Source organism: Clostridium algidicarnis, assembly GCF_000703125.1.
Lineage (GTDB): Bacteria > Bacillota > Clostridia > Clostridiales > Clostridiaceae > Clostridium_L > Clostridium_L algidicarnis.
In genome coordinates, this window is sequence record NZ_JNLN01000001.1 from 1316754 (window position 1) to 1335582 (window position 18829).

Here is an 18829-nt window from a genome sequence, read left to right on the forward strand (position 1 = left end):
CTTGAATTTTAAATTCCAATACGACTTGATATATGAATAAAAGAGTTCATATAATTAGGTGACAATAGTAATTTACTAAGGAGGAAAATCATGAAAAATAAAAAAATAGGATGTATAATTTTTTCTGCTATTATTTCTATGTCTTTGGTTTTTACAGGCTGTAGTAATAATGAGAAAACGGACAAGGTGACTTCTGAACCTAAGGTTAAAGAAAAAATAGTATATGCATTAAATACTGCCCCAACTGGTGTATTTAATCCGTTGATAGCGAATACTACATATGATGATGCTGTAAATGATTTAGTCTACTCTAGTTTTTTAACTTATGATAAAGATTATAATCTAAAAGACGATATGGCAGAAAGTCATGAGATATCTAGTGATAATTTAGTATATAAATTTAAAATTAAAAAAGGTATCAAGTGGCATGATGGAAAAGATTTGACTATGGATGATATAGAATTTACTTTTAAGACTTTAGCAAACAAAAATTATGAAGGTTCTAGCAAAGATGTAGTTGAAAAAGTAAAGGGCGTTAAAGAGTATAGTGAAGGCAAAGCAGATTCTATAGAAGGTATAAAGGTTAATGGTGATACTATAGAGTTTCACTTTGAAAAGCCTTATTCCGTAGCCCTAGGAAAGATAGGGACAACTCCAATTATACCTAAGCATATATGGGGGGATGTACCTGTTGAAAAGTGGACTGAAAGTAGTGACTTATTAGGAAATCCAGTAGGTAGTGGTCCATATAAATTTATTAAATTCGAAAAGGGACAAAGCGTAGAATTTGAAAGAAATGATGATTTTTATGGGGACAAGGCTAAAACAAAAAAGTTTGTATTTAAAGTTACAAATCCTGAAACTGTGCAAGGCGAACTTCAAAATGGAACTGTAGATGTTGCAGATGTTTCAACTTTGAAGAAGAAGGATAGAGAAGATTTAAGTCAAAAGAAATTTGAATTAGTTAACTATCCTAAAAATGCCATACTTTATATGGGAATAAATTTAAGACAAGATAGATTTCAAGATGTTAAGGTTAGACAAGCACTTATGTATGGAATAAATCGTAAAGATGACTTAGAAAAACGTTCAGAAGGTAATGGAGTTCTTGTTAATGTTCCTATGCTGCCATCTTCATGGGCTTATCCAAAAGATGCTGGGCTTAATGAATATAATTATGATGTAGAAAAATCTAAAGCTCTTTTAAAAGAAGCTGGATGGGAAGATAAAGATAAGGACGGAATATTAGAAAATAGCAAAGATGAGAAGTTTAAAGTCAAACTACATTGCCCAAGTGGTAATAAGGATCAAGAACAAAGAGCGTTACTTATACAATCGAACTTGAAGGATGTAGGAATTGATGTAGAAATACTTACAATGGAATTTAGTACTCTTATGCAACAAGTAGTTGGGGATCATGAATTTGATTTATATCTAATGGCTAATATGCTTCCTATAGATCCAGATGCAAAACCATATTGGCATTCTACTGCTGCTTCAGATAAAAAGAATACTTTTGGTTGGAATATATCAAGCTACAAAAATCCAGAGGCAGATAAGTTAATGGAGCAAGGTATTGAGGTTTCAGATATGAATAAGAGAAAAGAAATATATAAAGATTATGCTAAAATAATGAATAATGACGTGCCATGGGTATATTTCTTCTCACCAAACATAGTTAAAGCTACAAATCCTAAACTTAAAAACTTTACTCCAAATACAAATTTAGACTTTATAAGTGTTGAAAATTGGTACATTGAAGAATAATAAAGGTTAGAATGGTGCAGGTTTCTTTAAGATATTATAGAGACCTGCACAAATTTATAGTGTTTTATAGTCTTAGTGAGTTTGAGGTGATGTTTTGAAAAAGTATATATATAAAAGACTTACAACTACTTTAATAGTTTTATTTGGTGTATCCATAGTAGTTTTTGCCATGGTTCATATGCAACCTGGAAATCCTTATATTCAAATGATAAATCCAAATATACCGGCAGAACAAACTGAAATCATGTTAAAAAATTTAGGCTTTTATGACCCCTTACCTATTAAATATATAAAGTGGGTACGTAGGGCTGTGGTAGGAGACTTTGGATATTCCATACAATTTAAGGAGCCTGTTATTTCAGTTATAAATAGCAGGATATGGAACACCCTTTTGTTATCAATAGTTTCCTCTATAATAAGCACAGCTATAGCAATACCAGTAGGGGTTATTTCTGCAACTAAAAGAAATAGCACTTTTGACTATTTAGCAACAATAATATCTTTCATAGGAATTTCTATACCCTCATTCTTTTTTGGACTATTATTAATTAAGATGTTATCTTTTGATACTACAATATTTCCAATATCGGGAATGAGAACAGCAGGTGAAAGCTATACAGGAATAAAAGCCTTTGTAGATGTTGTAAAACACATGGTGTTACCATCTTTAGTTTTGTCATTTATGAATATAGCAGCTCTCATGAAATATACTAGGTCTTCTATGATTGAAGTTATAAACAAAGATTATATGAGGACAGCTAAAGCAAAAGGTTTAAAAAATAGGACAGTTATTTGGAAACATGGTTTTAAAAATGCTTTAATAACAATAATAACAGTACTCTGTATGCAGATTCCATATTTATTTTCAGGTGCATTATTAACAGAAACTATATTTATATGGCCAGGAATAGGTAGGCTAAATTATGATGCGGTTTTAAATCGAGATTATCCACTTATTATGGGGATTTTAATGATAGTAGCTATAATTATATTATTATCTAATCTAGTAGCGGATGTGCTTTATTCCATAGTAGACCCTAGGATCACATATGAAGAATAGGTTATATTTTTAATTAAAAACAAAAAGATGTATATAACTAAAGGCATAGGAACTTAAGGTATTAATAGTATAAAGGATTATATATCTAAAGTTACAAAATAATTATAGATTTAAAAGCAGGGGATTTATATGATTAAAAACAGAGGTTTAAATAGATTTAAAAAAAATAAATTAGCTATGATTGGAACTGTATTGATATTAATATTGGCAATCTTTTCCATTATTGCACCACTTATAATATCAAAGGATATAAATAAAGTAGATTTGATGAATATTTCTATGTCACCATCAAAAGACCATATTTTAGGTACAGATGAAATGGGAAGAGATGTATTTGCAAGGCTTGTATACGGCGGAAGAGTATCTTTAACAGTTGGAATGTTAGGTATGCTAATTCAAATATTTATAGGAACAACCTTAGGCATCATAGCAGGATTTTATGGTGGAGTTGTGGATAGTATAATAATGCGTATAGTTGATGTATTTATGTGCTTTCCGTTTTTTGTTATTGCAATAGCTATGGCAGCAATTCTAGGTCCAAATATATGGAATGTAATTATAATAATAGGAGTATTATCTTGGACAGGCATAGCAAGGATAGTAAGGGCAGAAATATTAAAACTAAAAAAATCTGAATACATTGAAGCAGCTCATGCTCTAGGAATTAAAAACATAAGAATATTATTAAAACATCTTTTGCCTAATATTATTCCATCTGTAATTGTGGCGTCTACATTATCCATAGCTAGCGGTATATTAACAGAAGCATCCCTAAGCTTTTTAGGTATGGGAGTAAAGCCACCACAGCCAAGCTGGGGAAATATGCTGGCGGCAGCTCAAAATATGAGAACACTTCAAAGTGAATGGTGGCTTTGGATACCCCCAGGATTGTGTGTATTTTTAACTGTTATGTCAATAAACTTTATAGGCGATGGAATGAGAGATTTTTTAGATCCAAATGTAAGTTAAAGGAAGCACCTCAGAGGTCCTCCCTTTTACTGGGAGGACCTCTGAGGTGCAGCCATTTATTGTAAGCGACTTGATGAAATTAAACTTAGTGGTTTACATAACCTTAAAAATAAAATATAATAAGCATGAAAGAATCCACAGTTGTGGCCATTTATATGAAGGCTCTGTGGACTATTTTTGTTTAATATATATTTTTGTGGATAGATTATTTAAATAAGATGTTTTTGTGGACAAAACCTTTAAAAGAAGTATAATTTGTGGATAGATTATTAAATTTAAGTAGTTTAGGTTGATGGAAAGCTTTTTTAGAGAGAATTACCAAGGGAACTCAAAAGTATGATTATTTTTATAGATTTAGGCAAGAATTTATAGAAAACATGGATTGATATTAGTTGATTGGAAAGCTGTATTAATATTAGTTGATTTGGATTAACATCAGTGAATTAGTTATTCATTTTTTAAAATTACTTATACTTAAAATGAATTATGTGATAAACTCTATATTGGAATTATAAAGAAGTGATAAAGCACCGAAGAAGATAAGAGCTTAAAAAGCTATGTATATTTTGAAGGTGCCTAAAATAAAGTTAAGAGGTGCTATTATGAAAAAAGAATACAAAGACGGAACTAATGAATATGAGATAATAGGAAATGTAGCTCATATAAAATTAGTCAAAAGAAAAGGGACCATAGTTGAAACTAAAATAGATGCAGAAGATTTACAAAAGGTACTAGTTAAAGGAACTTGGTTTCCAGAGTGGAACAGTCATTTTAATAACTATTTAGCTCAAAGTATAGGAGACGTAACTGTAGGAGATAAGGTTTATAGCAGAAAGCAATCCATGCATTCACTTATATTAGGACTACATCCTAAGGCTCCAATTATACACATAAACGGAGATACATTAGATAATAGAAAAGAAAATTTACAAGTATACGATCAAACTACACCTAATGATTTTAAGGAATTAGATGAGACTACCTCAGCTATAATACTTAGAGATAAAGACGGAATAGAAAGAGCAAGAGCTATAGTTGACAAAGAAGACCTAAAAAGAGCTATTAATAGTGATATGACTTGGGTTTATTACAAGGTTGGAACACAACCTCATGCAGTAGCAAACACACCAGAAGGAAGAATATTTTTAAATAAATTTATAATGAAGTGTGATGCAGACACAAATGTTGAAAATATAAACCTTAATACATTAGACAATAGAAAAGTTAATTTAAAGGTTAAAGCTAAAGAAGAAGAACAGACAACTGAAAAATAGTAAGTATTGAATCTATTTTCAACGCTATACTGTTATTTTAAAAAACCACTAAAAAGTTATAATGAAATTAAAAAGGTTTATGGCATTTATTTTGTCATAAATCTTTTTTTACTTTAGGGTAACTTTTAAACAACTTGCATACTTAATGATAGAAGAGTAACTTTTGCATATTCTTTCAATGTACAAAAGTTTAATTAAGTACTGTAGGGGGCGTTTTTAATGGGATATACTAACATAGATAATGATATAATGAATTATAATATATCAGGAGGGGCATTTAAGCTATACTTTTTGTTGCAAAGTATGTGCTATGATCAAAAGGTTCAGTGTTTCCCATCTCAAGATTATTTAGCTAAAAAGCTTAATAAGTCTGTTAGAACTATCCAAAGATACTTAGAGGAACTGATAACAGAAAAGCTTATAGAAAAGAAAAGAAGAGGGAGTATATCTAATATTTATACTATGGTTTTAAAAATAGTGTCTCAAAAAGCTAAGACTATGGTAGACTCTGTAAAAGAAATTAAAAAGAGAGCTGAAAAGAAAGATGAAGATAATATACATGAATTAAATAGGAATACTAAAGAATCTTATAATAAGAAAGGAAGCAACTGGGACTTAGAAGGCAGAAACTATGATTTTAAAAACTTAGAAAATATGCTTCTAGGACATGATAAATATGATGTAAATAAACTATATAAATAGTGGATAGCCTAGTTAAAAGTGGCGTCTATTGGCCGCCCAAGTTTACAAAATTTAGCAAGGCCTCAACCACTTCAATATACTAATTTCAATTCTTCAAAAGAACCCACCGCCTTCAAAAAAAGAAGGCTTATTTGTCTTGAGCATCTATAATTATAAGTAGCAAATATGTTTTGATAAATTTGAATATATCTTAAAAAGATCATTAAAGTATCTTAAGAGCTTAATGATCTTTTTTTGTTATGCTTATTTAAATATAAATAATGCTAAGCCGTCCCCCACTTAAATATCAATAATGCTGAACTGTCCCCAAATTTTATTAATATATGCTAATTATTAAATACATGTCGTATTAGATGTGACATGCATTGAATTTGTTATAAGACATTAGAAGCTACCTAATAAATAAAAGATAAAGAATTAAAAAGATAACAATATTACTATAAAATCTATATATTAATTGATTAATTATCTAGTGTAGAAGGGTATAATAAAATTATTTAATTGAACCTGTGGTATAATTTAACTAATAAGGGTAAGGAGGAATTTAAGATGGACTTTTTAGATTCAGTATCCCATATTGATAATACAGGTGACAGAAATATTATAGATGCGGCACTTGATGCATCTTCTGATGGAATTTTAATTTCGGATAATAAAGGTAATATAATTTATGTTAATAATGCTTATGAAAATATTACAGGCTTAAAAAAGGATGAAGTTACAGGTAAAAATCTTAATAAACTACTGGAAGAAAAGGTTTTCAATATAGCTGCATCTTTAGTAGTATTGGAGAAAGGCGAGGTAGTATCAACAATTCATAAGTACGTTACAGGGAAAAGTGCATTAACTACAGCAAGTCCAATATATGATGTGAGTAATAATATAGTAGGAGTAATTTGTAATACTAGAAATATTTCAGAGCTTATAACCTTACGAAATGAATTGGTAGAAACAAGGAAACTTACTGAACGATATTCGAGTGAACTCCAAAGACTTCGTGAGATACATATGGAATATGAGGGGATTATTTTTAAAAGTAAGGTTATGAAGGAAATGTTAGAACTATTATCTAAAGTAGCTTTATTTGATAGCACTATTTTAATTTATGGTGAGTCAGGTACTGGAAAAGAGGTTTTAGCAAAGTTTATACACAAGGAAAGCAATAGACGCAGTGGACCATTTATAAAGGTAAATTGTGCAGCAATTCCTTATGAATTGTTTGAATCTGAATTATTTGGATATGAGTATGGAGCTTTTACAGGGGCATCCCAAAAAGGTAAACCAGGATTATTTGAGCTTGCTAATGAAGGTACAATTTTATTAGATGAAGTTGGCGAGTTACCTCTATCGGTTCAATGTAAATTATTACGGGTTATACAAGAGAGAGAGGTATTTAGAGTAGGAGGTTGTAAGGGAATAGAATTAAATGTGCGCATACTAGCTGCTACTAATAGAAATTTGTTAGAAGAAATTAAAAAAGGAAATTTTAGAGAAGATTTATTTTTCAGATTAAATGTTATTCCTATAACAGTACCACCATTAAGAGAAAGAAAAGAGGATATACCAGGTTTAATATCATACTTTTTAGAAAAGCTTAATAGAAAATACAAGAAAAATATTACTATTTCAGATGAGGTTATTAATATTATGATGAGTTATTCTTGGAAAGGCAATATAAGAGAATTACAAAATCTAATAGAATACTTATTTATTATTAATCCTAATGATGAAATTTGTATTGAACAACTACCAACAAAATTATTAGCAGAACAATTAGTTTTAAATAATAAGAGCGATTCTTCAAAGCTTAAACACATGATGGAGCTAATTGAAAAGAATATAATTATATCAACATTAAAGAATCATTCATCTATGAGAAAGGCCGCAAATGACCTTGGGGTGGATGTTTCAACCTTATCACGAAAGATAAAAAGGTATGGAATTGATACCTTTTATATTAAATAGGTATTAAAAAAATTATTTAATTTTAGGTATAAATTGTAATAAAACAACAGTGGATAATATCATTGCATTATTGCAACATTAGAAAATACCAATAGATGACACCTTGAATATAGAAAATACCAATAGTAGAAGGTATATTAATATTTAATGATGCATATTTGCAACAACCATCTTTTGTGAAATCCATCCAATCCCTTTAGAGTGCGTATATAAAAAGTTGGCATAGATATTGCTAATATAGATAAGTGAAAGACAAAATAAAAACTAAATATGAAGGGATGGGAGATTAATGGAAGAAAAGTACAAAGATAATGGTGGAAAGTATGAATTTGATCAAGAATTGTTAGATAGGGCTTTTACTGAGGCAAGAAAGATATATAAGCAAAGAGGATTCCAAACTAGAATGGGATATGGTAAAGCGCCTGCAATAACAACAGTTGATATGGCAAAAGCTTGGATGTCAGAAGGTCATCCATTTACCTGTGAAAACTGTGATGAGGTTTGTGAAAATGCACTTAAAGTGCTAGAAGCTGCAAGAAAGTCAGGGGTTCCTATATTCCATACAACTACTGGATATACAGGAGAAAAACAATGGGACTTGCCTAGATGGGATGAAAAGATACCTATGCATACATTAGATATTGACTCAGAGTGGATGCAAATTGATCCTAAGCTTAAGCCAAGACCAGAAGAGCCAGTTATTCACAAAAAATATGCAAGTAATTTTTTTGGTACACATTTAGCTCAAACTTTAAACTATCTAGGTGTTGATACTTTAATAGTAATGGGAGCTACTGCTTGTGCCTGTGTTAGACATACAGTTATGGATTCAACAGGATATGGATTTAAGACTATAATTCCTGAAGGAACTATAGGAGATAGAGTGCCAGGTGTTATTGCTTGGAACTTATTTGATATGGATGCTAAATTTGCTGATGTTGAGCCTCTAGAAAATGTAGTTAAATACCTTGAAGGTATAGATTCAAAGGTGTATAACAAATAATTAAATAAAAGATTTCAATACTTAATGGGGCGCCCCTACTATGCAAAATAATAGAGAGGTTGCCCCTTAAATTTTTAAGGAGGGAAATAATGAATATTTTAATTAAAAATGGTGTTATTGTATCTGCCATAGATGAGTACAAGGCTGATATTCTTATAGAAGATGAAAAAATTGTAGCTATAGGTATTGGTTTAGATAATAGGGCTGATAATATAATTGATGCTACTGGTAAGTATATTTTACCTGGTGGTGTAGATGAGCATGTTCATTATGGATCTTTTGGATCTATGACTTTTGAAACTTCTGATGCGGCTATAGTAGGTGGAACTACAACAATTGTAGACTTTGCACCACAGCAAAAAGGACTAAGCATTAAAGAATCAGTAAAACTTCACAATGAAACATTAGCAAAGGGTGTATCAGTTGCAGATTATTCATTTCATTGTGTAGTAACAGATCCCTCTGATAAGATTTTTGAAGAAATACCTACATTAGCTAAGGAGGGGATTTCTACATTAAAGTTTTTTATGGCATATAAAGGGACACCTTTAATGGTTGACGACTCTACTATCTTTAAGGCGCTTCAGGTAGCCAAAGATTCAGGTGTTACTATAATGGTTCATGCTGAAAATGGCGATATAGTTGATACACTTCAAAAACAACTTATATCAGAAGGAAAAACTGATCCCAAATATCATGCAGATTCTAGACCTCCATTAGTTGAAGTAGAAGCTACTAAAAGGGCTATCTACCTTTCACGAATGGCAGATGCTCCTATATTTATTGTGCATGTATCCTGTAAAGAGGCTATGGAAGCTATTAGAGATGCTAACATTCAAGGTACACCTGTCTATGGTGAGACATGTACACATTACCTTACATTGACAGAAGAATGTTTAGCAAAACCCAATTTTGAAGGAGCAAAATATGTATGCTCGCCACCTCTTAGAAAACAAGAACATTTAGATTCACTATGGGAGGCAGTAAATAAAGGTTGGCTTTTAGCGGTGGGTTCTGACCATTGCGCAGTTAAGGGTGGATTTGAAAAAGGAAAACGTAAGGGCATGGGGGATTTTAGTACAATACCAAATGGATGCCCGGGAGTCCAAGATCGTTTAGCTTTGATGTGGACCTATGGGGTAGAAAAGGGAAGGATTAGCCGTCAAAGATTTGTAGATCTTTTCGCTACAACTCCAGCAAAGGTGGTTGGTTTATTTCCACAAAAGGGACAGATTGCTATTGGATCAGATGCAGATATAGTTATATTTGACCCTGACTTTAAGGGTGTCATAAGCGTAAAGGATAGTTTATATGGTTCGGATTATAATCCTTTTGAAGGGCTTGAACAAATAGGAAGAGCAGAAAAGGTCTTTCTAAGAGGAAAGTTAACAGCTGAGAATGGTAAATTCCTAGGTAACATTGGTCAAGGAAAATATATAAAGGCTAAACCTTTTGGTTTATGTTATGAGAACTTTAAGAATTCTAATACTAAAATACAACCTAAGGTTATAGCAGAATAATTGAGTTTGTGTGAAACACTTATTAAAGAGTAGTTATATTTTAATTTAAAAGTAAAAGGTTGTAGAGAAGGATACTTTTGTATCACTATCTAGAACCTTTTATGTATCATGGTAATTATTATAAAAACTATTTATCCGATGGCTACCATCCGTAACACCCCTATCCTCTTCAAGGTGGGGGATGACGGCTGCTACGCCCCTGAATAAGTTCTTCTAAGACTCAGATGGAGAGATGTATTCCTTATAAGCAAACTCCACCTGAGTCTTAGAATCACTTGATAACAATTTTTAATGTATTTTAATTAACCCATCCTAAAGTAGAGATTGAAAACATAAGATGTACAAAGATAGATTAATTAATCTATCTTTGTAGGTCATCCCAGTTTAATGATAACTCACTTAATTCAATAAGTGCTGAAACCTTATCTTCTGCCTCTAAGGATCCATTTAATCTTGCAATATTTCTATCTATTGCAATCATTTCATTCCTTTCAACGCTAAATTGAACCCTATTACCAACTATTTTCCACGCAGTTTTAAGTTTAGTTAAATTCTCTTTTGCTTCAATCCAATTTTCTGATTCAACATCTCTTTTTACACTCTCTATACAACTTTTAACATTGTCTTTTTCGCTAAATGGCTTTTTTAACAAGCCACCTGTAGTCATTATTGCTATAAAAACTACTAATGCAAACACTACCATTATATATGATTTATTTCTACTCATAATAACCACAACCACCTATTTATATATGTCTTTTATATCAATAATCTTATTCTTATAAGTATCAACTTTTAACTTTTTAGAAGAATCAAGATAAGCATAAAATATTTCTAGAGGACTTTCAAAACCTTGTTTATTTAATTCTTTTAAAAGCCACTTTCGGTCTATTTTATACTTAGGTAAATTATCTTCAATTATCATGCCGTTAAATATTAATTCGTTGTTTACATCTTGATTTTTTAACTTTATATCCATGCTGTAAACTATGTTTGAAAATTCATCTTTTGTTAAAACTGAAAGCTGTCCATTTGTTTCAAGTATTGCGAACTTTACTTGGTTTAAGTCGAATATATCCTTTAATCTAAGTAATCCTAAAATATCCACAAGAGTAAATTTAGATTTTTTTAGGTTATCTCCAAGGATTACGCCGTCATGAATTATAATTGCCGGTTTATCATTAACGAACTTAGTAACCTTTTTAGAATGTAAAGTAATAAGTTGTAATATGGAAGAAAAAGCAGCCCAAGTGAAAAGACCTACCCAGTGAGGCCAAGCAGAGCTAGCAAGATCTACTGTAAGCGATGAGGCAATAGATCCAATTGTAATTCCCACTATATAGTCAAAAAAGGTTAATTGAGCTATTTGTTCTTTACCAAGAAATCGCGTAAAAATAAGAAGTGTAAAAAAGGCTATTAGCCCTCTTACAAAAACTACTAATGCTTCATTCAATTTTATCACCATCTAAAATATATTTGAAATTAGTATTAGGTTAATCTTAAAATATTATACAATATAAATATAATAATCTTAATACTTATAAGTGAATGAATAAAAGGGAACTTAATTGTTAAGCATAATCTTAATGAATAAAAGGGAACTTAATTGTTAAGCATAATCTTAATGAATAAAAAGGAACTTAATTGTTAAACTATAGTTATATAAAATGTTCAAGGTAAATATTAAAGAAAGGAAGTTGGTTTTTAATGACTGTAGCATCTAAAGTAAATCAGACATTAGCAAGTTTAAAAGGGATTAAAAGTACTTTAAAGATCTACTCTATTCAAGAACAAAAGAAGGAATCAAAAGATATATATGAAGAGTCACTATTAGAAACAAAAGAAATTATAGAAGACTTAGAAAATAGAATCAAGGTTTTAGAGCTTCAGGAACCACAATATAAAAGCAATTGAAAGAGGTAACATTATGAGCATTGAATTGATGATATTACTAAGGACAATAATTTTATTATTTGTAACTTTAATTTTAACGAGGATTTTAGGAAGAGGAAGTATGTCTAATACAACGCCCTTTAATTTCATAAGTTATGTGGTTATAGCCATTATAGTTTCCTTAATGTCATTAAATATAATTACAAATTTCTTTTTAGGCATGATTATTTTATTAACCTGGAGCCTATTTTCTATTGCACTAGACTATGCATGTATGAAAAGCAAGTGGGTACATGACATGGTTAATGGTAAAGAAAGAATACTTATAAAAGATGGTAAGGTCATGGAAGAGAGTTTAAGTAAAGCAAGATTTACTGGTGAGGAGCTTTTAAAAGAGTTGCGTAGTAAAGGTGCATTTAATTTAGCTGATGTTGAGTTTGCAATAATGGAAACCACAGGAGATATAAATGTAGGTCTAAAATCTGATAAAAGTCCCATTACACCTTATGATTTAGGAATAAAGATTCCCCCAAAATCTCAGACTCAAACAGTAATATTAGATGGGAATGTTTTAGATAGAGGACTTACCAATATGGGATTGAATCAAGGATGGCTTAAAACTAAGTTAGAAGGTATGGGAGTTACTTTAGAAAATGTCTTTATAGGTCAGGTAGATTCTTCAGGTGACTTATATTTAGATCTTTTTGATGATAGCATAGAATCCCCAAAGTCAAATGCTAAACAATTGCTTTATGCTGATTTAGAAAAGAGTGAAACTGATTTCATGTCTTTTGCTTTAGAAACAGAGGATAAAGAGGCAAAGGATATGTATATTAAAAATGCAGAAAAATTAAAACAAGTTATTAAAAAGTTAAAACCATATTTATTACGTTAGAAGGTGGAAAAATGTCTAATAAAAAAAACAAAAAGTTAACTCCTAATCAGCAAAAATACCAAGAACTTTCAACAAGTATAGAACCTAAAAGACCTGTTTTGCTTAATTGCATTAGAGCTTTTCTTGCAGGTGGTTTTATATGCGCAGTAGGTCAAGGGCTAGAGCTAATATTTATAAATTACTTTAACTTTAACGAAAATACAGTAGGTAGCCCCACTTCAGCAGTATTGATTATTATTTCAGTTTTTCTTACAGGGTTTGGAGTTTATGATCAAATTGCTCAGTGGGCTGGAGCTGGAACAGCTGTACCTATAACTGGCTTCGCTAACTCAATAGCATCAGCTGCCATTGAGCATAGAAGTGAAGGTTATGTGCTTGGAACGGGTGGAAATATGTTTAAAATAGCTGGTTCTGTTATTGCCTTTGGAGTTTTTTCAGCCTTTGTAGTTTCAATTATTAAAATTACTATAATGTGGTTAGGTGGAATGTAAATGATAAAAGGACATCAATCATGGATTTTTGAATCTAAACCTACAATAATTTCATCTGCGGCTGTAGGTGGACCCTTTGAAGCAAAAGGGGCTTTAGCTGAAGATTTTGATATACTTCATGAAGATATATGGTTAGGACAGGATAGCTTTGAAAAGGCAGAAAAGGTTTTATTAGAACATGCCTGTGAAAGGGCAATAAAAAAGGCAAACATGAGAAAAGAAGACATTGATTTTTTTATAAGTGGAGACCTTATGAATCAAATTATTTCTAGTAGCTTTGCGGCTAGGACTCTTGGAATACCATACCTTGGCATATTCGGGGCTTGTTCTAGTGCTATGGAGGGTCTAGCTTTAGCATCTTTAATTGTAGACAGTAAATCTGCTAAACACATATTAACAGCTGCCTCTAGTCATAATGCAGCGGCAGAAAAACAATTTAGATATCCTACAGAGTATGGTGGACAAAAACCACCTACTGCTCAGTGGAGTGTTACAGGGGCGGGGGCAGCATTGGTAGCATCAGAAGGGAATGGACCAAAGGTTACTTCTGCGACTATAGGAAGAGTAGTAGATATGGGTATTTCTGATCCATTTAATATGGGATCAGCTATGGCTCCCGCAGCTGTAGATACTATTGAAGCTCACTTTAGAGACTTGCAGATTGATCCTTCTTATTATGATATCATAGCTACTGGTGATTTAGGTAAGGTAGGCCATGAACTTGCATCAATTTTATTAAAGGAGCATGGTTTAGAAATGCCAAAAGAAAAGTTCACAGATTGCGGAATGTTAATATATAAAGATGATCAGCCAGTATTTTCTGGAGCTAGTGGATGTGGATGTGCTGCTACTGTAACTTATGGACACTTTTTAAATGAAATGAAAAAGGGAAACCTTAAAAAGATATTAATTATTGCAACAGGAGCATTGATGTCACCTATGTCATACCAACAAAAAGAAAGTATACCTTCTGTAGCGCATGCAGTATCTATAGAAATATAAAAAGAGGTTGAAATATTATGATGATAAAATTTGTTTATGCCTTCCTAGTTGGTGGTGCAATATGTGTTATTGGTCAACTTATGATGGATTTATTAAAACTTACTCCAGCTCACACTATGTGCACCTTAGTTGTGGTAGGAAGTATTTTAGGTGGACTTGGTATATATGATAAGCTAATAAAGTTTGCAGGTGCAGGTGCATCTATACCCATAAGTAGCTTCGGGAACTCCTTAGTAAAGGGAGCATTAATGGAAGCAGAGCGTGATGGTATTATTGGGGTGATTACTGGTATCTTTGAGATAACTGGATCAGGTGTTTCTACTGCAATAATCTTTGGTTTCATTGCAGCCTTAATATTTAAACCTAAAGGATAATTTAATGAAAATCATGTAATAGTGTTAACTAATCTATGAAAAAATAAATTTTAAATTTTTAGTTTTAAATTAAACTTTGAAAAGTGAAAATCATGTAAAGGAGGTGATAATATGACAGTAGGAACTCAAATGCAACAAGCAGTTGCAGGATTACAAGGAGCAGCAGCTACAATTAAGACATTTGCTTTAGAAACTGAAAATCAGGAAGCAAAAAAGGACTTTAATAGAATCTCTCAGCAACTTGACAGTGCTGTTGATGTGTTAAAAGGAAGACAAAAATATATAGAACAAGAAGAACCACAATATAAACAACAATAAGCTTTAATACATTTTAGGCAATATTTTATGTTTTATCATAATAGGTATGATAAAACTAATCTTTACCAACAATTATGTATTGAGTAGTTTCAAAAAAAAGGCTCTAGCAAAAAATGTTAGGGCCTTTTTGTTTTTATTATATCCTTCAAAGGGGATTTATATATATTGCAAAGAAGGTGCGTATATGATGAAGTCTATAGAATCTTTTGAATTAAACACTATAAATAGAAAGAAGAAATTAAATCATTTTAGTGATGAAGTTAAAAAGAGTTATAACTGTAAAATAGAAAGGGAATGTGAATTTAATGATATACCAATAATTAAAGATGAGTGTGGACTTTTAACCATTGGCTATGGTAAAAATTCTATTTATCTTAATGAAGAAATGTTTGAAAAGAGATATGACAATAATATTGATAAGGTTATAAATGAAATTAATAGTGAAAGGATTTGGGATATTCCAATTATATCTGTTACAGGAACTAACGGTAAGACTACAACTGTAAGGCTAATTCATACTGTATTAAGGAGACTTGGATATATTTCTGGGTTAGCTTCTACAGGAGGAATATTTATAGGAAATAATAAGGTCATGAATGGGGACACCACAGGATTTTATAGTGCAAGAAAGGTTTTAAGTAGTAGTGAAGTTGAGGTGGCTGTACTTGAAACTGCAAGAGGGGGAATAATTAAAAGGGGGATTGGTTACAAAAAAGCTAGGGTAGCAGTGTTTACATCTATATCAGATGATCATATAGGTATGGGAGGAGTAAATAGTATAGAGGATATTATTAAGATAAAGACTGTAATATTTGATGAAATTCATCCTGATGGCAAGATAGTTTGCTGCAACAATCCTTTGTTAATGGAATCTTTAAAAGGTAGAAAAAGAGTTTGTTTATTTGGTATAGATTTTGATGATAGTATGAAAAAACACAAAGATATGGGCTATGAAGGCATGTTTGTAGAGAATAACTATATTATATATTTTAATAATAATAAACTTACACCAATAGCAGATATTAGAGAATTACCTTTTACCCACAATGGTATTTCTAAAAGTAATATTAAAAATGTAATGGCTACAATAATGGCTGTAATTGAGATTTATCCTAATTTAACTGGTATTATAGATGTGATTAAAACAATTAAATGTGATTTAAGTATCAATGCAGGACGACAAAACATAATAGACATGGGTAAGTTTAATTTAGTATTAGATTATGGGCATAACTCAGAATCTTTTATTGAGGTATTTAATATAGTTAAATCCCTAAATCCTAAAGTTATAACGGCAATAATAGGAGCAGCTGGAGATAGGCAAGATAAATATATAAGGGAACTTGGTTATATAGCTACAAAATATAGTGATAATATAATAATAAGGGAACAGAAAGACTTAAGGGAGAGGAATATAGGAGAGACCGCAAGACTTCTTATGAAAGGAGTTATGGATAATAAAGATTTTGATATAACTAAGGTTAAAGTCATATATAAAGAGGAAGAAGCATTAGCTAATTGTATGAAAGATGCCAGGCAAGGAGAATTTATAGTATTATTTACTCAATGCCTTGATTGTGTAATACCTGTAGTTAATGAATTTCTAGAAAGCATAGGAAAAGAAAAGTTATATAAATAGTAAGATATGTGTTTTTGTATTTTTATTGCTTTAGGTTAAAGTAATGGAAATTACAAATGGTTATTCACATCAAGTGATTCTTAGAAGAACTTATTCAGGGGCGTAGCAGTCGTCATCCCCCACCTTGAAGAGGATAGGGGTGTTACGGATGGTAGCCATCGGATAAGTTACTATTATATAGGTAATGAATAAAGAGAAGGCATAAGTGCCTTCTCTCATTATATTAATCCCTTATTTACACAAGAGGGCTATTAATTTGTGTGGTAAAAAGAAATTCATGGAAATGCCCATCATCAAGTGTAGTTACTCCATTTACAAGATGAACGTGTTTATTACTGTTAGGAATAGGGATATCAGGTCCAGTTGTTACTCCTATCTCATGATGGTGGTTAAAAAAGTCTGTATTAGAGAGTATACTGTGAACGTGTCTTCCATTTTCTATCGGTATAACTTCACTTGTTACACCAGCTAGACGAGGATTATGCCTATCATCCCCTTCTTCAGCAAGTTTTGTGCTTTGTTCAAACTCGTGTACGTGACTTTGGGTTTGAGGGTCTGGACATTGGAAGCGTGACGTTTTGTTGTTATCCATTTTATAATCCTCCTTTTATTTACAAAAGAGTTTTATCTCTCTCCTTAGATAGTATATGATGGACTATCTAAAAGTTGAGTAATAAGTTTAAGGATTAAAAATGAAATAACAAAGGGAAGAAAGTAATTTAATACTTATAGATTATCTACTTTCTTAAAGGTCATCTTCAATTGCTGCAGACTTTGCATAGGCTGTGGACTTTGCTTCAAAAAAGTCAGTTTTAACTGAGTTTGCATCTGCATATAAGTCTACCCAAGGAAGTGGATTTTCTTTTATATTATATAGAGGCTTCATACCTAAATCTTTTAATCTAAGGTCTCCTAGATATTTAATATATTCAGATATAACTTTTTTATTTAATCCTTGGATTTTATCACCTATTACATAAATACCCCATGCAATTTCATTTTCAACTCCAATTCGAAGCATATCCCTTAATTCTTCTACTACAGTATCTGTAAATAATTGAGGCTCTTCTTTTTTTAGCTCATTTATTATATTTCTAAATAACCAAAGATGGGTGTTTTCATCTCTATTTATATATCTTATCTCTTGGACACTTCCAGGCATCTTAGAGTTTCTTTCAAGGTTATAAAAGAACATAAATCCAGAATAAAAATATATGCCTTCTAATATATAATTAGCCATTAAGGTTTTTAGTAGGTTTTGTGGAATTGGATTTTCTAAGAATTCATTATAAAGGTCTCCAATAAACTTATTTCTACTTAAGAGTATAGGATCATCTTTCCACTGGTATAATATTTCATTTCTCTTGTTTGGTGGACATATAGTATCTAGTATATAACTATAGGATTGAGAGTGTATGGCCTCTTGAAAGGCTTGTATAGTTAGGCAAAGATTGACTTCGCTAGCTGTTATATAGTTGTTTACATTACCTAGGTTCTCCATTTGAAGGCTATCTAAGAATATTAAGAATGAAAGTATCTTATCGTAAGCTGTTCTTTCGTCTTTTGTAAGGATTTTATAATCCTTAAGATCTTGTGACATATTTATTTCTTCTGGTATCCAAAAATTGTTCATAGCCTGCCTATACCAATCTGAGGCCCAGGTATATTTCATATTGTTAAAATCATTTAAATTTGTAGTATTACCATTTATAAGCTTCTTTTTAGATACTTCAGTATCTCCAAATTCATTAAATAAAGGCTTTCTATTTAATTTTTCCATAATATATAATCTCCTTTTAATATCTCCTGTAGCACAGGCTATACGTATTGTATTTACTTATTTTATCCGATGACTACCATCTCTAATACTCTCATCACACTCTGTGAAAGTGACTATCACCAAATATAGAGTAAAGAGCGGCTACGTCCATGGATAATGATTTCTAACCTTCAGAGG

The 18829-nt window shown here is 31.3% G+C and carries 19 protein-coding genes; 15 read left to right on the forward strand and 4 right to left on the reverse strand.

The genetic code is table 11. The features are described 5' to 3' along the window. Positions 1-90 precede the first annotated feature (90 nt). The 8 genes from BV55_RS0106540 (at position 91) to hydA (ending at position 10260) form a co-directional block, all read left to right on the forward strand. On the forward strand, positions 91-1767 hold the full coding sequence (locus BV55_RS0106540; RefSeq protein WP_051652423.1) for an ABC transporter substrate-binding protein: 1677 nt from the start codon (positions 91-93) through the stop codon (positions 1765-1767). Positions 1768-1861: 94 nt separating this feature from the next. After that, positions 1862-2827: an ABC transporter permease gene (locus tag BV55_RS0106545; RefSeq protein WP_029452019.1), complete on the forward strand. Its 966-nt coding sequence runs from the start codon at positions 1862-1864 to the stop codon at positions 2825-2827. 129 nt (positions 2828-2956) lie between these two features. After that, positions 2957-3796, forward strand: coding sequence for an oligopeptide ABC transporter permease (gene opp4C, locus BV55_RS0106550; RefSeq protein ID WP_029452020.1), 840 nt, complete (start codon positions 2957-2959; stop codon positions 3794-3796). Between the two features lie 602 nt (positions 3797-4398). Then, complete coding sequence (locus BV55_RS0106555) at positions 4399-5070, forward strand: hypothetical protein (RefSeq protein WP_029452022.1); 672 nt, start codon at positions 4399-4401, stop codon at positions 5068-5070. A gap of 219 nt (positions 5071-5289) precedes the next feature. After that, a complete protein-coding gene (locus BV55_RS0106560) occupies positions 5290-5772 on the forward strand; it encodes a helix-turn-helix domain-containing protein (protein ID WP_029452023.1) in 483 nt (160 codons plus the stop codon). Positions 5773-6321: 549 nt separating this feature from the next. Continuing rightward, positions 6322-7737 (forward strand): sigma-54 interaction domain-containing protein, encoded by a 1416-nt coding sequence (locus BV55_RS0106565; RefSeq protein WP_051652424.1) that lies wholly within the window; start codon positions 6322-6324, stop codon positions 7735-7737. Between the two features lie 289 nt (positions 7738-8026). Further along, the gene (locus tag BV55_RS0106570) at positions 8027-8740 is read left to right on the forward strand and encodes an isochorismatase family protein (protein WP_029452025.1); all 714 of its coding nucleotides are present in this window, start codon (positions 8027-8029) and stop codon (positions 8738-8740) included. A gap of 89 nt (positions 8741-8829) precedes the next feature. Further along, positions 8830-10260 (forward strand): dihydropyrimidinase, encoded by a 1431-nt coding sequence (gene hydA, locus BV55_RS0106575; protein WP_051652425.1) that lies wholly within the window; start codon positions 8830-8832, stop codon positions 10258-10260. A 361-nt stretch (positions 10261-10621) separates the two neighbouring features. On the opposite strand, the gene BV55_RS0106580 is transcribed toward hydA, so the two are convergent. Then, on the reverse strand, positions 10622-10987 hold the full coding sequence (locus BV55_RS0106580) for a DUF4363 family protein (protein ID WP_029452027.1): 366 nt from the start codon (positions 10985-10987) through the stop codon (positions 10622-10624). A 15-nt stretch (positions 10988-11002) separates the two neighbouring features. Further along, positions 11003-11713, reverse strand: a complete 711-nt coding sequence (locus BV55_RS0106585; protein ID WP_029452028.1) for a DUF421 domain-containing protein — start codon at positions 11711-11713, stop codon at positions 11003-11005. Between the two features lie 254 nt (positions 11714-11967). On the opposite strand from BV55_RS0106585, the gene BV55_RS0106590 reads away from it, so the two are divergent. The 7 genes from BV55_RS0106590 to BV55_RS0106620 all read left to right on the forward strand — a co-directional run bounded on the left by BV55_RS0106590 (position 11968) and on the right by BV55_RS0106620 (position 16872). Then, positions 11968-12174, forward strand: coding sequence for a DUF1657 domain-containing protein (locus BV55_RS0106590; RefSeq protein ID WP_029452029.1), 207 nt, complete (start codon positions 11968-11970; stop codon positions 12172-12174). A gap of 13 nt (positions 12175-12187) precedes the next feature. After that, on the forward strand, positions 12188-13048 hold the full coding sequence (locus BV55_RS0106595) for a DUF421 domain-containing protein (protein WP_029452030.1): 861 nt from the start codon (positions 12188-12190) through the stop codon (positions 13046-13048). 11 nt (positions 13049-13059) lie between these two features. Further along, positions 13060-13539 carry a stage V sporulation protein AC gene (spoVAC, locus tag BV55_RS0106600; RefSeq protein WP_029452031.1) on the forward strand — a complete coding sequence of 160 codons (480 nt, stop codon included), beginning with the start codon at positions 13060-13062 and terminating at the stop codon, positions 13537-13539. Beyond that, positions 13540-14541 (forward strand): stage V sporulation protein AD, encoded by a 1002-nt coding sequence (gene spoVAD / locus BV55_RS0106605; RefSeq protein ID WP_029452032.1) that lies wholly within the window; start codon positions 13540-13542, stop codon positions 14539-14541. 20 nt (positions 14542-14561) lie between these two features. Next, positions 14562-14915 (forward strand): stage V sporulation protein AE, encoded by a 354-nt coding sequence (gene spoVAE / locus BV55_RS0106610; RefSeq protein ID WP_029452033.1) that lies wholly within the window; start codon positions 14562-14564, stop codon positions 14913-14915. Positions 14916-15026: 111 nt separating this feature from the next. Beyond that, the gene (locus tag BV55_RS0106615) at positions 15027-15233 is read left to right on the forward strand and encodes a DUF1657 domain-containing protein (protein WP_029452034.1); all 207 of its coding nucleotides are present in this window, start codon (positions 15027-15029) and stop codon (positions 15231-15233) included. A 184-nt stretch (positions 15234-15417) separates the two neighbouring features. Next, entirely contained in the window at positions 15418-16872 is a 1455-nt protein-coding gene (locus BV55_RS0106620; protein ID WP_051652426.1) for a Mur ligase family protein, read from the forward strand. A 235-nt stretch (positions 16873-17107) separates the two neighbouring features. Here BV55_RS0106620 and BV55_RS0106625 read toward each other — a convergent pair whose 3' ends face one another. After that, positions 17108-17464 (reverse strand): YmaF family protein, encoded by a 357-nt coding sequence (locus BV55_RS0106625; RefSeq protein ID WP_029452036.1) that lies wholly within the window; start codon positions 17462-17464, stop codon positions 17108-17110. Between the two features lie 153 nt (positions 17465-17617). Continuing rightward, entirely contained in the window at positions 17618-18652 is a 1035-nt protein-coding gene (locus tag BV55_RS0106630; RefSeq protein WP_029452037.1) for a ribonucleotide-diphosphate reductase subunit beta, read from the reverse strand. Between the last annotated feature and the right edge of the window lie 177 nt (positions 18653-18829).